Here is a 14,295-nt window from a genome sequence, read left to right as displayed (position 1 = left end):
ACTAATAATCATCAGTTCTGCCGATGATTCCCGTAACAGTCCCGCGCCGCCCGAACGGCACGCTTCGAAGACGGAGGAAACCGCTTATGTTGGACGTACGCCGGCTGCGTCTTCTGCGGGAATTGAAGATCAGGGGGACCCTCGCCGCAGTGGCCGAAGCGCTGAACTTCAGTCCGTCGTCGGTCTCGCAACAGCTCGCATTGCTGGAGAAGGAGGCTGGCGTTGCACTGCTGCGCAAATCCGGCCGCAGGGTGCAGCTGACGCCGCAGGCGCAGATCCTGATCGATCACACCGCGGAGCTGCTTGAAACACTCGAACGTGCGGAGGCCGACCTTGCCGCTTCGCTGACCACCGTCACTGGAACCGTCCGATTAGCCGTTTTCCAGTCCGCCGCGCTGGCGCTGATGCCCGATGCGCTGACCATCATGCGCAATGAATATCCCGATGTCCGGCTGGAAATGACTCAGAAGGAGCCTGAGACTGCTCTCTACGAAACGTGGGCCCGCGACTTTGACCTGGTCATTGCCGAGCAGTACCCCGGGCACGCCGCGCCCCGCTACCCGGAGCTCGACCGCGTCACCTTGACCAGCGACGCCATCCGCCTTGCGACTCCCCCTGATGGTTTGGGCGGCCAGCGCATTACGTCGCTGTCCGATACCGCTGCACTGCCCTGGGTGATGGAGCCGCGCGGAGCCGCTTCTCGGCACTGGGCCGAGCAGGCGTGCCGGCAGGCCGGCTTCGAACCCGATGTCCGGTATGAAACTGCCGATTTGCAGGCACAGATCCGACTGATCGAGTCCGGCAACGCCGTCGCCCTGATGCCGGACCTGGTCTGGACCGGGCGTCCCACCACGGTCCGGCTGCTCGATCTTCCCGATCTCCCCCGCCGCACCGTTTTCACCTCTGCACGCCAGGCCAGCCGACGCCGCCCAGCCATCCTTGCCTGCCGCGAGGTGCTCCAACGCGCCGCTGAGGCAACCGGCCAGGGCGGCGCCGGCTAGTCGCGCGGCTGCCACCGCCGCACCCACTAAAGACCAGCGCGGCCGGTGTAGCAGGTGCGCTCGTGCGCGATTGGCGGCATCAGGACGTAATCCGCTCCGGCATTCGTGGGACCATGGATGGATGACAGCCGCCACCACCGAGACCAGCGCGCTGGAGCTTGTGTGGGAACCGGCCGGGCCGCTGGACCTGCAGCAGACCCTCGGTACACTTCCCCGCGGAAGTTCGGACCGGACCATTATGCTCGCGGGTAACCAGGCGTGGCTGGGTCTCGCTACTGACGCGGGCGTCGCCACTGTTCAGCTCACCGTCCGCACCCATGACGCCGGACAGCAGACCGTGACGGCGAGGGCCTGGGGCCCGGGTGCATCCGCTGCGCTCGCCGGTGTGCCGGCCCTGCTCGGTGCTAACGACGATTGGTCCGGCTTCGACCACCCGGACTTCCATGCCACGCTGCCTCGTTTGGTGACGGAAGCACGACGGCGGAACCCCGCCGTGCGTCTGCCCGCCACCGGGCGGATGGTGGACGCCATCATCCCGGCCGTGTTGGAGCAGAAGGTGACGATGAAGGAGGCACGGCACAGCTTCCGGTTCCTGGTGCACAAATATGGTTCGCCGGCCCCGGGCGCGGCCGCGGCGGGTCCCGTTCCCGCTGGATTAATGATCGCCCCCAGCTCGGAACAGTGGGCCAGAATCCCGTCCTGGGAATGGCACAGGGCCGGGGTGGGGCCGCAGCGCTCTGCGACAGTGATGCGCCTAACCAAGGTGGCGTCGTCGTTGGAGCGCCTGGCAGCGCTGCCGGCCCAGGAGGCGGCAGCGAAACTGCAGACCATCCCGGGCATCGGACTATGGACGGCCGCGGAGGTTACCCAACGCACCCACGGCGACGCTGACAGCGTTTCGTTCGGTGACTACCATCTGGCCGCATTCGTTGGCCGCGCCCTCACCGGACGACCGGTCGATGACGCGGGAATGGGCGCGCTGCTGGAGCCATGGCGTGGACATCGTCAGCGCGTGGTGCGGATGCTGGGTCTGAGCGGATTCCGCAAACCCGCTTTTGGCCCCCGGATGACTATCCAGGACCATCGCTGGCATTAACTCCGCCCGTGATGCGCCGGCCGACTCCCCCGCAGACGAACGGCGCAACGCGATCGGCAACCGGCGGTTAGGCTGGTGGCATGAGTGAAATTATTGACCTGACCGCAACGTTCATCCCCAGCCCCGGCGAATACCTCCGCGTGAAACTGGCGTTGGAGATTGCAATTGAGCAGGTGGTGGCGGAGCCCGGCTGTCTGCGCTATGAAATCACTCAGGACAGCGAGGAACGAATCGTCCTGACGGAGCAGTGGGCCGGTGCACAGGAGCTGGATCGGCACAGCAAGGGCACTGCTGTCCAGGATCTCAATGAATCGCTCAGTGCCTTGCTGGCCGAACCGGTGAAACTGGACCGCGGCTGATCCCGCCGGCGTACCTTCCGGCGGTTAGATAATCTCGCCGGTTATGGGAGCATCTCCATCAGCTGCGGGAGCCTGCGCCTGGGCCTGCTGCCGCGCCACATGCTCGTGGACTTCCTTCATGTCCAGGGCCTTTACGGCGGTAATGACCTCGTCAAGCTGGGGGCCGTTGAGTGCACCGGGCTGGGAGAAAACCAGTACTTTTTCACGGAAGGCCATCAGCGTTGGGATCGAGGTGATGTTCGCCTCCGCGGCCAGCTGCTGCTCGGCCTCCGTATCCACCTTGCCGAAGACGACGTCATCATGCTGCTGGGACGCGGCGTCATAAGTGGGTGCAAACCGCAGGCACGGCTGGCACCAGGATGCCCAGAAATCGACGAGCACAATGTCGTTGCCCTCGATGGTGGTTCCGAATGAATCTGTGGTGATTTCGACTGTAGCCATTCCTTAACGCTACGGCAGGCCATCCGCCGGCACCAGTGACAGCGGCCGATTCCGCTGACCGCGTGAGCGGGAATAGTGCGTCATGAGGGCATCAGAGCAACCGGGTGAACCTGTCGACGACGACGAGGGCTCTACCGTGCACGGCGCACGGTAGAGCCCTCGTCGTGTCTGCGGCCGATTAGACGCTGGCTCTCTCACACACCCTGCGGTGCATGTGCCGAGAGGTACTTGCGACCGGTTGCGATAATCAGCATGCCGATCAGCAGCGCGACGGCGGCGGTATAGAATGTCACCGGCGCACCGAAGTGCTCGGCCAGTTTGGCAGCCGCAAACGGTGCGATTGACCCACCCAGCCAGCGGACAAAGTTGTACCCGGCGCTGGCCACGGGGCGCGGCGAGTCCGAGACCTCCATAGCGAGTTCCGTGAAGAGCGTGTTGTTGATGCCCAGAAGCGCACCGCCAATAATCACCAGCACCACGATGGTCGGAATGGAATGTCCAGCGGCCAGGCCCATACCAACCAGCACCAGCATCAAGGCACCCAGGGAACCCAGCAGGGTTTTCACCGGGCCGAAGTGTCGCTGCAGTACGGGAGCAACGAAAACGGAGAATACGGCGACTGCTACGCCCCAGCCGAAGAAGACAGCACCGATTCCGTAGGCGTTCATGTGCAGAATAAACGGCGTGAATGCGAGAATCGTGAAGAAGCCGTAGTTATAGAAGAGCGCACTTCCTGCTGTGGTCCGCAGCCCGGGGTGGGCCAACGCCAGCAGGGGGTCGCGAAGCCTGGTGCGCTTGGCCGGTGCTGCTGTCTTCGGGAGCAGAGTAATCAACGCAATGAACGCAACGGCCATTAGTGTGGCAGTGCCGAAGAACGGGGCGCGCCACTGCCAGCCGCCCAGCAGGGCACCCACCAGCGGGCCAAGCGAAAGGCCCAGGCCAAGGGCTGCTTCATAAAGGATGATCGCGGTGGCGCTACCGCCGCTGGCCACGCCAACCATGACGGCAAGCGCCGTGGCGACGAAGAGCGCATTACCCAGGCCCCAGCCGGCGCGGAAGCCGACCAGCGTGGAAACATTCCCGGCGGTCCCGGAAAGCGCGGCGAACACCACGATAATGCTCAGCCCGATCAACAGCGTTTTCTTGCCCCCGATCCTGGAGGACACAAATCCGGTGATGAGCATGGCGAATGCGGTAACGAGGAAGTAGCTGGTGAAGAGCAGGGAAACCTGGCTGGGTGTGGCCTGCAGGTTTTCCGCAATCGCCGGCAGGATCGGGTCCACCAGCCCGATTCCCATGAAGGCGAATATGGAGGCGATGGCTACGGCCCACACGGCCTTGGGCTGTTTGAGCATGGACGCTTTTTCCGCCCGGAAAGTTTCTTCGATTTCTTCAACTTCGCCCGCTGCTCCGGCCGGTCTGGTTGTTTCTGCCGTATTAGCTGCCCTAGTGGCTGCCACGGTTCCTCCTCTTGTTTGCTGCGCTAACGCTTGCTGAAATACTGTTGTGGGGTTTATGGTGTTGAACCCGTGAGGGCACTGTTGAGCTTGTTCATCGGGCCGATGGCGCCGGCAATAGCGTCCCGCTCAGCTTGTGTCAGCTGGGCCAAACCGTCACCGAGCACAATGTTTCGCGCATGATTGGCGGACGTCAGCGCAGCATCCCCTTTGGCAGTCAGGCTAACCAGCACGGCGCGGGCATCCTTATCGTCCTGGGTCCGCTGCACCAGGCCCGCGTTCTCCAGCCTGATGATCTGCTCCGTTGCGCTGGGCACCCGGACGCCGGCCTTGCGTGCGATCTCGCTGACGCGGACCGGCCCTTCCGCCACGATGTTCAGGGTACTGACCTGTCCGGTACTCAAATCATCATCAACATCCAAGGACCTGATCAGGTACACGGCCCGGCGCAGACTTTCCCGGTAGCGGCCCGCCAGCTCATGCAGCGCTTTTTCACTCATACTTAGGTAGCCTAATAGTTAGGAACCCTAAGTGTCAATTATGCACGGAAATGGTGCAATGAATCATGCCCAAAACCGAAGAACTCAATGGCACCGGGTTCCCATCCCGGCAACCACTCCTCCATCGGTTGACAGCCGCGGTTGCTGCCCCATATCAGCTCTGGCTCGGCGACGATGGCCAGCTTCGGCAGCTTGGGGCACAGGGCGCATATCTGGGTGACACACGGATTCTGTCCTGTGCTGTGCTCACTGTTGACGGTGCGGAGCCGGAAGCAGTTTCCGTACGCGTCCGCCCAGCGGCCGACGGTCAGTTGATTGAAGCACGCTTCATCTTCCGCGGAACGGGCTCCACTGTGCTCTCACCCCCATGCCAGCTGACCCGGTCCGTGTTGGTCAGCCGGGAAGGTATCGGCGAAACCATCAGCATCGAGTCGGCCCTGCCTACGGAATTGACCGTCGATCTTGGGCTGGAGCTGGCGGCGGATCTGGCCGGCATGGACGCGGTCCGCGGCGGAGCGGTGACAGCACCGCTCCGGCCCGGCAGCACAGCAGGAACCTACCGCTGGAGCACGTCCGACGGCGTAGAATCAACCCTTGCGCTGAGCTCACCTGCCGCTGACTCAAGCGCCACCTCGTCAACCGCTACCGATAAGGCAACTGCCGCCGTCGTCCATTCCGTCACACTTCAGCCGCACGGCACGGCTGAGTTCCGCTGGCACCTGACCGGTATGGACCCGCTGTCCCCGGTGTCCGCGGCACCCACTTGGCAGGCACCGAAACTGACCGCCGGCACCGAACCGCGGCTCGTCGCACTCGCTGCACAGTCCTCCTCGGACCTTGCCGGGCTGCGCCTGGCCCTGCGTGCATCGACCGGGAAACGCCATCTGGAAGCAGCGGGACCCAGGGCGGCCTTCCTCGCCGCCGGGGCGCCCTGGTACTTCACGCTATTTGGCCGGGACTCGCTCTGGGCGGCACGACTTCTTCTTTCCCGCGATCTGTCCTTGGCCTCCGGCACCCTGCGCACGCTCGCAGCTTTCCAGGGCAGCGCATCCGACCCCGCGACTGCGGAGCAGCCGGGAAAGATTCCCCACGAGCTGCGCAGGGGCAGTTTTAGCATTCCCAGTGAGAACCAGGGAAAGGGTCTGCACCTGCCCCCGTTGTACTACGGCACCGTCGACGCGACACCGCTGTGGGTCTGCCTGCTGCACGACGCCTGGCGTGCCGGGCTGCCGCATGAAGAGGTTGAGAGCCTGCTCGATTCGTGCGAGGCGGCGCTGGAATGGATGGTGGAGTACGGTGATTCCGACGGCGACGGTTTCCTCGAGTACATGGATCCGACCGGGACCGGGCTGGCCAATCAGGGCTGGAAGGATTCCGCGGACGCTGTCCGCTGGCCCGACGGGACCTTGGCCGCAGGGCCGATCGCACTCTGCGAGGTTCAGGCCTACGCGTATGAGGCAGCGATGGGCGGATCCGCGCTGCTTACGGCTTTTGGCCGGAGCGCCTCGCGCTGGCGCGCCTGGGGCACCGACCTGCAGCGGCGCTTCCGGGAGAAGTTCTGGTGCGCGGACGCAGCCGGCCGGTTCCCCGCAATAGCATTGGATGCTGATAAACGCCCGGTGTCCAGCGCGGCCAGCAATATGGGCCACCTGCTCGGGACCGGACTACTGAACGCCGCGGAAAGCCGGGCTGTTGCCGAGCGGCTGACGGCACCCGATCTGTTCACCGGCTTTGGGATCCGCACGCTGTCACAGACGAATGCCGGCTACTGGCCGTTGAGCTACCACTGCGGGTCGGTCTGGTCCCATGACACGGCTATCATCGTCGCCGGGCTGCGCAAGGATGGGCATGCCAGTACCGCGCACCGGATCGCCTCCGGTCTGCTGGATGCGGCGGAGGCCTTTCACTATCGCCTGCCCGAGTTGTTCGGGGGCTACTCACGGCGCCAGGCTCCCGCCCCGGTGCCCTACCCGATGTCCTGTTTCCCACAGGCATGGGCCGCTGCCGCCGCCGCGCCTCTTCTCGATGCCTTGGCCTGATACGCGTTGCGCGGCCGGCCAGTCATGCGGACCGGGCACAGACCATGCCGCCCAAATGTGTCGTCCACAGCTGGTTAACCGCTGGTTCACTGGCTGCACGCACACTGGGACTGTTAGCTGGTCATAAGGCCAAGAGGAGAGGGCATTATGCGACGACGCAGCAATAACATGACGACGGGGGCAGCGCCCGGGGCACAGTGGCCGGCGCTGCAGCGGGATGAGGCGATCTGCCTGATCGATCCGTCCGGATGGCCGCTCAGCGGACGCGTGGATGCGATGACGGAGGATCGCAGCACATTCTGGATTCAGCTCGACGGCGGAAGGGGCCGCCGGCTGGTGCACCATCAGGACGGTTATGTTGTCTGCAAACTGCCGCCGGAGGATTCCCCACAGCTTGCGCCGTGACGGCTCGTACCGGCTTTGCCAAAAATCAACCATCTGCTGACGGGAACCGGGCTACGGGTATCCGGCCGCTGCCCAGATGGCCAAGACTGCCAGCGGCAAGGTAATAATGACTGCCGCCAGCCCGGCCAGGGCGTACCGGCCCCAGGAGACATTAACTGCCAGAGCCTTGAGCCGTTCATGCCAAAGCAGCGTCGCCAGCGATGCCCAGGGCGAAATCAGCGGACCTAGATTTACTCCGATCAACAGCGCCCCAAGCCGCAGCGGCGAGCCCGCAACAGGTTCAAGGGCCAGATACGCGGGGAGATTATTAACCCCGTTCGAGGCCACGGCACCAACAGCCGCCAGCTGCAGCAGGGGCACTAGTCCTTCGCCCGAACCGGATACCCGGGCCAGCAGGGCGCCGAGCCCATGCGAGTGCATTGTCTGCACCACGAGAAAAAGCCCGGAAGTCAGCAGGAGCGGAAGCCACGGGAACATGGACCAGCGCAGTGCCTGGCGCCGACGGAACCCAAAGACGGCCAGGAGCAATAAAGCCGCAAGGCCTGCGGGGATCACCACAGGCACGCCCGAGACCAGCGCCGGCAACAGCAGCAGCACCGCGACACCAGCCACTATAAGCAATAACCGGTCCGGTGCCGCCCCGGTGTCCGCTGGAGTGTAGGCACCGCGCAACCGGCGGCCAAACGTGATCCACAGCAATGCCGCCGGAACAACAACGCCCACTAGTGCCGGCGCCCACATCATGGCCGCGAAAGCTGCAGGGGAAAGGCCCAGCCGCTGCTGCGCCAGCAGATTAGTCAGGTTGGAAACGGGCAGCAAAAGGGACGCAGTATTAGCAAGCCAGACTGTGGTTAGTGCGAACGGCAGCGGAGGTATGCGCGCGTGGATGGCCAGCAGGACGACGACGGGCGTGACCAGAACCGCCGTCGAATCCAAGGACAAGAACACCGTGCTGACGGTCGAGAGCGCCACCACAAACAGCCACAGCAGCCAGACCCTCCCGGTTCCTGTGCCGGCTTCCGCGCCGGTGTCGGTGCCTGTGGCGCGTGGGCGGGTCCCCAGCCGCGCGAGCGCCCCGGTCACCAGGCGGAAGACCCCCGCTTCATCGGCCAACTCTGTCACCACTGTCATCGCCACCACGAACAGCAGGATCGGCACCGTCCGGTCCGCCAGGGCGACGAAGTCCGGCCAAGGCAACAACCCGCTGATCAGCACCCCCACTCCGGCGAGAAACAGTGCCGCGGGGAGTGCTGCGCGGCGGAGGATTTTCACTTAGCTATCTTCGCACCCACGCTCGTCGCTCCTGGTTAGTGCAGAACTTTCAGGCCCACCACGCACGCTACAATCCCCAGCAGCAGCGCGACCTTGAGCACAGATACCGGCTCGGCGTCAAAGATCATTGCGTACGTTATGGTCAGCACCGCCCCGATGCCAACCCACACTGCGTACGAGGTTCCGGTGGGCAGCTGACGCATGGCGAACGCAAGGCCGGCCATGCTGAGCAGCAGGCCCACGCCGAAAACGACCGTCGGCCAGAGCCTGCTGAACCCCTCCGACTTGCCTAGCGCCGTCGCCCAGACAGCTTCGAAAACGCCGGAAATTACCAGAATCAGCCAGGACAAAATGATCTCCTTGACGCCGTCTTGTCGCTGTCCGGGTACGGCGTACTCGTCCGGGTGCCGTCGGCACTGTGGAAAATTGTGGCCTCCTAAAAATCTCACGCCGAAGTTCCCACCGCAAGCTCGTACCCGTCAAGATGGAACTATGTCCAAACCGCTGTTGCCGCCGCTGGGAACGCAGTCACTGATGACCGCCGCGTATGTTCGTCGGCCCGGTCCCGCCGCCGGCATCGAAGTGGGGAGCCTACCCAGACCCAGCCCCGCAGCGGAGGACGTTCTGGTCGCCGTCGAAACCGTAGCCCTGGACCCCGTCGACACTCTCGTCAGGTCCGGCCGTTACCGTACAGCCCTGCCGCTGCCATTCGTTCTCGGACGCGATCTCGTCGGAACCGTCGTGAGCTGCGGAAACGCGGTGCGGGGCTTTTACGCCGGCGACCGGGTCTGGTGCAACAGCCTCGGACACGACGGGCGGCAGGGTTCCTTCGCGGAGTTCGCTGTGGTCCCTTCAGAGAGGTTGTACCGGCTGCCCGACGGCGTTGACCCCGACACCGCCGTTGCCGTAGCCCATCCGACGGCGACAGCCTACCTGGCCTGGTTTGTGCACGGCAGATTGCGGCCCGGACAAACGGTGTTCGTCGGTGGCGGCGCCGGCAATGTCGGCCTGGCCGCCATAGCGACGGCTGCGCTGGCAGGTGCGCGAGTCGTGACCAGCTGCCGGCCGGAGGACTTCGCCCGCTGCCGCCAGGCCGGTGCGGACGCCGTTGTCAATTACCGCGACCCGGAGCCGACGGACCGCCTGATCGAGGTGGCGCCGGAAGGACTGGACATCTTTTGGGACACATCCGGACACACCGATTTCGCGGCTGCGGCCGGCGCGACGGTTCCCGGCGCCAGGATCCTCATCACGGCAGCTACCGGCCCTGCAGGCGCAAAAACAGAGATGCCGTTGGCACAGCTCTACACCCGGGATATCAGCGTGCTCGGCTTTGTGATCAGCCGCGCCAGCGTGGCAGATCTTGCCGGCGCCGCGGTACTGATCAACCGCATGCTGGTCCGGAATCAACTGCACCCGCGGATTACAGAGCGGCTGCCGCTGGAGCAGACGGCTTCCGCTCACGAGCACATGGAGGCCGGGACGGTGAAGGGCAGGATCCTGCTGCGCCCTTGACCCCGGCTCGAAGTTTGTCCTGTACGTCTTACACTGGACGCCAATTGTGAGCTCAGTTGTGGAGCGAAATCGGCGGCGTGAAATAACCCCTGGGCGAATTGCTCGAAGGGTTGCCGGACTACGTCACGGACCGTATCGCCAGTCGGCGGGAATCGTCCAGCGCTTCCTCATAAGTTATAAGTGGGCCATCGTCGAGGAAAGAGTCGGTCATCATCTGTGCCGCGCGCTTCTCGATCTCAGTGACCTGGTGATCCGGATTTATCACGGTGAGAAACTTTTCATCCTCGCGGATGGTGATGCGCATATGCACTCGTTGAGCACAAGATATTAGATGGCCAAGGAATGCTGCGGCGTCGTATGAGCGATCCCGTGCCGGAAGAACGAATCCTCCCCCGCGCAGGAGAACATCAACGCAAACACTGATATCGGGTTGACTCATGGCTCGTAGCCTCGCAGAGAATAACGGCGAGCAACTGGCTCCCGTGACGGCAGGTTTTTTCACTACCCTGAAGCCGCGTCTTGACTCTCCGTCAGGCTATACAGGTAACCGGCAAACCACAACGTAGAACCAGTTACTCATTTGTGCAGAACGTCGCCACTGGTAACCAGATGCTCCGCGACCTCACGGAGCTTTACGTTTGATTGTGAGCTGGCCCGCGCGAGGATAGTAAAAGCCTGATGTCCAGTAATTTTGTAGCGCTCCATCAGAATGCCTTTGGCCTGCCCGATCAGGTCCCTGGTGGAGATAGCCTCACCGAGCTGATCGGTTTTCAACTCTCCGGCATAGGCGACGGCGGCATGGGCCGCTACCAGCAATCCGACATGCTCGGATTCGTCGGTGAAAGCGCCGACATCGCCGTAAAGATTCAACGCCCCGAGGTTATCTTCCTGGACGTACAGCTGAAAGCACAGCATGCTGCCAACACCGGTCTGCACCGCTTTGCGGATAAATTCGGGCCAGCGGGTCTCGCATGTCATGTCCGGAATCCGGATCGTCCGTTCTTCGTAGATCGCCGACAGGCACGGTCCCTGCCCGGTCTCTTCCTGGAAGGCATCAATGCGGCGGGCAAGGTCACTGGACGCTGCCCGGGACTGAACATGCTTCCGGGCTGTGACTACGCTGATGGATCCGTTGTTCACGCCGGGAATCAGGTCAATGGCCGCAAGCACCGTGTCCGTCATCATCTGCTCAGCGCCGTCATCCTGCTGCAGTGCCCGGGCCAATTCGCCGAGTCTGATGGCCAAATCATCCGTGGCCACGGTTGCCGCACCCTCCTGAGCAGCTGGTTCACCCTTGGTGTCTTTAACATGCTTGTCTACATCCGTCACTACAGTGGCCTCCAACTCCGGGGCACGGTCAGGTAGTCGAAGTCTAATCACATTCTCTTCTGATCCCTTAGGGGCAGCAGCTGCTGTTGTCGTCTGCGTCGTTCATTTTCTGTTTTTACAGCAGTTGCCAAGAGGCGACAGGTACCCCTGATCGCTCCGAAACGGCGTGAAATAGCGCGGCCGGCGCCTGAAGGCCCTGCCCACCGTTGCCGCGCTCTGCTTGACGTCAGCGATGGGAAGGGGGCAATGGCGTGCAGCGTCCGGATTCTGTGGCCGAGTATTGAAAGCCTGGATTTAGTTTAATCGAAATGCGTGTGGGCGGCTTCCTGGTTGATGGACTGGACAAGGGCGGTCGCGACATCGCGGAGTTTAAGGTTCCGGGCGCTGGAGGCAGATTTGAGAATTCCAACTGCGGTTTCCTGGCTGCACCGGTTTTGCGCCATGATGATGCCCACAGCAAGATCAATGATGGTCCGTGACTCCAGTGCTGATTTCAGATTGGATGCGGTATCGATGTGCTGGGCGAAGCGAAGTCCAAGCTGCAAAGTGGTGGTTACCTCCCTGGTGTACCTTTGGACGGTCTCCTGGACGCGGGCATCAAATTTGCCGGCACGTGCCGAATACAGATTCAGCGCTGCCTTCGCGTCTCCCTCGAGGTTGAACGGGATGGCCAGGATAGAGCGCATACCGCTCTGGTGCACGGTCGCAGAGTACTCGGGCCACCGGTTTTCGGTTTCCAGATCGGGTACATGGACCGTGACCTGGTCCCGGGATGCCGTCATGCAGGGACCGTCCCCGAAGCTGTACTGGATTTCATCCATATGGCGTGCACGGTCACTGCTGCTGGCAACGGTCCCAGCCTTCCGGTCCCGCAGGAGAGTGATGCCACACAGCACTTCATCATCTGCGCTGGAGAGAATCTGTGCAGCATGACAGGCGAGGCCATTGAGGAAGGCATCGATGTCTTCGCTTTGAAGAATCAGTGTGTGGAGATATTCGCCGATCGAGGATTCGGGTGTGCTGGTTCGAGCTGTCGCGTCAATGGCCACGTTGTCTTTGCCGTTCCGGTTGTGCCGGCCGACACCGAACGTAGCCAAACGCCCGGGGATCCGCGGCCGGGTTTCCCGGAGATCCTGGAGCAGTCGGCGGCGTTTTGTCCCGATAAGCATGCCAACGGCTTTTTGCTAAACCGTAAGTCCTTATCATAGAGGCCCGCAGCAATCCATGGGCGGTCCCGAGCAGCAGCCCGGAGGTCGGGCCGGCGCCAAAACCCTGGCCGGATCACAGATATCACGTGGTGTTACCGTGCCTCTTCGCACCATTTGATAATCAGGTGTGCCGGGAGCTTGTTGCTTCCCATTGGAACCTATAACATTATCGAGGCTTAGCAGTGAGCCATGGAACCTTCATCTTGGAGTACCCCCATGGATCATAAACTGCGCGTAATCGTCCGTTTGGACATTGAAGCGACCTCCGCCGTTCTTGAAGTAAACGGCTGCCTCACCGACAAGAGCTGCCGTGCTCTTCTTCCCATTATCCGTCGTGCCGGCTCCCTGATTCAGGGACTGAACGTCGTCGTTGATCTTTCCCTCGCCCGCCACATTGATGCGTCGGCGCTGGACATTCTGTACCACCTCAACGACGGTCCCGACGTGGATGCGGACTTGGCGCCCTTCGGAGGATCCAATCCGCACGTCAGTGTCAGTGCTCCCGCAGTCCTGCCGGAGTGCCCTGCGTGGCAGGTTTCCTGTCCGCCCACAGCTGCGAAGGTGGCCGCGTGAGAACTTCGTCAGTGGCTTCTGCGCTACCGCAGGCGGGTCTGCCGGCGGATCTTTCCAGCGTCCCCACCCTAGATCTGCTTGCCTCCTGTGATCGGATGTACCGCCTGCTGGATCAGGACTTTCCCAGCCCTGGTGTCTGCGCCCTCTATCAGGACGTCGCGGCAGAACTTGACGCACGCGCGGGCCGGGAAGCTGTACCGGCAGGGGTGACCAATGCAGACCATTCATAACAACCTTGACTTGTCCCGTTTCGAAATTTACGACGATGGGCGCTTGGCGGGCTGCGTGTTCTACCGCATGAACGGTCAGGAAATCTGGTTCCTTAACACGCAGATGCTGCAACACGACAATCCTAAACTGACCACGCTGCTGATCCGCAGCACGGTGGAGGAAGCCTCCCGACGTCGTCTCGCCGTACTGCCCTTTTGCCTCGCCATCCGGGCGTTCATGCGCACCGATCCCCGATACCTTGCCCTGATTCCCGCTCAACAACAGGCCCGCCTGCAGCTGACGGACCTCGGAGACCCTTTACAACGCACCACCGGAGAAAGAACCGTGAGCGCCGAAAACAAGAGACCGTTCTCAGTTCCGGCTGAAACGATCCGGCACTGTCACCTAACTACCTGAGGGAGGGGCCTTGAGCCCACGGACCGGCGACCACGCGTACCCGCCGCAGATAGCTGCGCTCCCGCTGCAAACCGGGAGCACGCTGGTCAGCGATTGGACGCTGCTGAGACGCGGAGACAAGGTCTATCTAAAAAACAACGGGTATCGGACGTACTCGGGGTATATCGACGAGAAAACGGTGGACTCAACCATTATCTGGCTCTCCAGCAATGGCGCCTTCGGCCGCCGCATGGCCTATCACAGTGACACCGAACAAGTATGGCGGGTCGAATAACAGGCAATCACCACAGCGTCCCAGGGTCAGTCAGGCAACAGTATTTTTTCAGGAGAAGACAACGCGGTGATTAGTCAGCAATATTCGCGGCCACCCTACGATTGGCGTTCGACCGTAGCAGAGAGGACCCCAACATCCTGGACCTTGAAATCTGCTGCACCCATTGCGAAGAAGCCTCGATGCGGCGATCCCAACCTAT

18 protein-coding genes and 1 riboswitch are annotated in these 14,295 nt (G+C 62.6%); of the genes, 10 read left to right on the top strand and 8 right to left on the bottom strand.

What is annotated here, in order from left to right:
• Positions 1–86: 86 nt before the first annotated feature.
• From IV500_RS13910 to IV500_RS13900, 3 genes are all read left to right on the top strand, one after another.
• On the top strand, positions 87–1,001 hold the full coding sequence (locus tag IV500_RS13910) for a LysR substrate-binding domain-containing protein (RefSeq protein WP_196397403.1): 915 nt from the start codon (positions 87–89) through the stop codon (positions 999–1,001).
• Between the two features lie 121 nt (positions 1,002–1,122).
• The gene (locus IV500_RS13905) at positions 1,123–2,097 is read left to right on the top strand and encodes a DNA-3-methyladenine glycosylase family protein (RefSeq protein ID WP_196397402.1); all 975 of its coding nucleotides are present in this window, start codon (positions 1,123–1,125) and stop codon (positions 2,095–2,097) included.
• A gap of 80 nt (positions 2,098–2,177) precedes the next feature.
• On the top strand, positions 2,178–2,456 hold the full coding sequence (locus IV500_RS13900; protein ID WP_196397401.1) for a putative quinol monooxygenase: 279 nt from the start codon (positions 2,178–2,180) through the stop codon (positions 2,454–2,456).
• Positions 2,457–2,480: 24 nt separating this feature from the next.
• On the opposite strand, the gene IV500_RS13895 is transcribed toward IV500_RS13900, so the two are convergent.
• The 3 genes from IV500_RS13895 to IV500_RS13885 all read right to left on the bottom strand — a co-directional run bounded on the left by IV500_RS13895 (position 2,481) and on the right by IV500_RS13885 (position 4,854).
• The gene (locus IV500_RS13895; RefSeq protein ID WP_196397400.1) at positions 2,481–2,897 is read right to left on the bottom strand and encodes a thioredoxin family protein; all 417 of its coding nucleotides are present in this window, start codon (positions 2,895–2,897) and stop codon (positions 2,481–2,483) included.
• A gap of 194 nt (positions 2,898–3,091) precedes the next feature.
• Positions 3,092–4,285, bottom strand: a complete 1,194-nt coding sequence (locus IV500_RS13890; RefSeq protein WP_312875933.1) for an MFS transporter — start codon at positions 4,283–4,285, stop codon at positions 3,092–3,094.
• A 125-nt stretch (positions 4,286–4,410) separates the two neighbouring features.
• Positions 4,411–4,854 (bottom strand): MarR family winged helix-turn-helix transcriptional regulator, encoded by a 444-nt coding sequence (locus IV500_RS13885; protein ID WP_196397399.1) that lies wholly within the window; start codon positions 4,852–4,854, stop codon positions 4,411–4,413.
• A gap of 65 nt (positions 4,855–4,919) precedes the next feature.
• Between IV500_RS13885 and IV500_RS13880 the strand changes: the two genes are divergently transcribed.
• Entirely contained in the window at positions 4,920–6,893 is a 1,974-nt protein-coding gene (locus tag IV500_RS13880; RefSeq protein WP_196397398.1) for a glycogen debranching N-terminal domain-containing protein, read from the top strand.
• 147 nt (positions 6,894–7,040) lie between these two features.
• A complete protein-coding gene (locus IV500_RS13875; protein ID WP_230854964.1) occupies positions 7,041–7,298 on the top strand; it encodes a hypothetical protein in 258 nt (85 codons plus the stop codon).
• A gap of 51 nt (positions 7,299–7,349) precedes the next feature.
• Here the strand turns inward: IV500_RS13875 and IV500_RS13870 are convergent, their stop codons facing one another.
• Positions 7,350–8,570, bottom strand: coding sequence for an SLC13 family permease (locus IV500_RS13870; protein WP_196397397.1), 1,221 nt, complete (start codon positions 8,568–8,570; stop codon positions 7,350–7,352).
• A gap of 35 nt (positions 8,571–8,605) precedes the next feature.
• On the bottom strand, positions 8,606–8,920 hold the full coding sequence (locus tag IV500_RS13865) for a DMT family transporter (protein ID WP_196397438.1): 315 nt from the start codon (positions 8,918–8,920) through the stop codon (positions 8,606–8,608).
• Between the two features lie 10 nt (positions 8,921–8,930).
• Positions 8,931–8,990, bottom strand: a riboswitch (guanidine-III (ykkC-III) riboswitch).
• A 72-nt stretch (positions 8,991–9,062) separates the two neighbouring features.
• Here IV500_RS13865 and IV500_RS13860 point away from each other — a divergent pair.
• Complete coding sequence (locus IV500_RS13860; protein ID WP_230854963.1) at positions 9,063–10,085, top strand: NADPH:quinone reductase; 1,023 nt, start codon at positions 9,063–9,065, stop codon at positions 10,083–10,085.
• A 118-nt stretch (positions 10,086–10,203) separates the two neighbouring features.
• Here the strand turns inward: IV500_RS13860 and IV500_RS13855 are convergent, their stop codons facing one another.
• The 3 genes from IV500_RS13855 to IV500_RS13845 all read right to left on the bottom strand — a co-directional run bounded on the left by IV500_RS13855 (position 10,204) and on the right by IV500_RS13845 (position 12,583).
• On the bottom strand, positions 10,204–10,389 hold the full coding sequence (locus IV500_RS13855) for a hypothetical protein (RefSeq protein WP_196397396.1): 186 nt from the start codon (positions 10,387–10,389) through the stop codon (positions 10,204–10,206).
• A gap of 272 nt (positions 10,390–10,661) precedes the next feature.
• Positions 10,662–11,414 carry a GAF and ANTAR domain-containing protein gene (locus tag IV500_RS13850; RefSeq protein ID WP_312875930.1) on the bottom strand — a complete coding sequence of 251 codons (753 nt, stop codon included), beginning with the start codon at positions 11,412–11,414 and terminating at the stop codon, positions 10,662–10,664.
• Positions 11,415–11,713: 299 nt separating this feature from the next.
• Positions 11,714–12,583 (bottom strand): GAF and ANTAR domain-containing protein, encoded by an 870-nt coding sequence (locus tag IV500_RS13845; protein WP_196397395.1) that lies wholly within the window; start codon positions 12,581–12,583, stop codon positions 11,714–11,716.
• Positions 12,584–12,838: 255 nt separating this feature from the next.
• Between IV500_RS13845 and IV500_RS13840 the strand changes: the two genes are divergently transcribed.
• Genes IV500_RS13840 through IV500_RS13825 form a run of 4 tightly spaced genes read left to right on the top strand, consistent with a single transcriptional unit; the run spans position 12,839 to position 14,096 of the window.
• Positions 12,839–13,195 (top strand): hypothetical protein, encoded by a 357-nt coding sequence (locus IV500_RS13840; RefSeq protein ID WP_196397394.1) that lies wholly within the window; start codon positions 12,839–12,841, stop codon positions 13,193–13,195.
• Positions 13,192–13,425: a hypothetical protein gene (locus IV500_RS13835; protein WP_196397393.1), complete on the top strand. Its 234-nt coding sequence runs from the start codon at positions 13,192–13,194 to the stop codon at positions 13,423–13,425. Before IV500_RS13840 ends, IV500_RS13835 begins: the two co-directional genes overlap by 4 nt.
• Positions 13,409–13,822, top strand: a complete 414-nt coding sequence (locus IV500_RS13830) for a GNAT family protein (RefSeq protein WP_196397392.1) — start codon at positions 13,409–13,411, stop codon at positions 13,820–13,822. The genes IV500_RS13835 and IV500_RS13830 overlap by 17 nt, the downstream gene beginning before the upstream one ends.
• Before the next feature lie 10 nt (positions 13,823–13,832).
• Complete coding sequence (locus tag IV500_RS13825; protein ID WP_196397391.1) at positions 13,833–14,096, top strand: hypothetical protein; 264 nt, start codon at positions 13,833–13,835, stop codon at positions 14,094–14,096.
• Positions 14,097–14,295: the final 199 nt, after the last annotated feature.

The organism is Arthrobacter terrae, assembly GCF_015708085.1.
GTDB classification, from domain to species: Bacteria; Actinomycetota; Actinomycetes; order Actinomycetales; family Micrococcaceae; genus Arthrobacter_M; species Arthrobacter_M terrae.
Note: the sequence above shows the minus strand (reverse complement) of the source record. Positions and strands in the feature narration are given on the sequence as shown.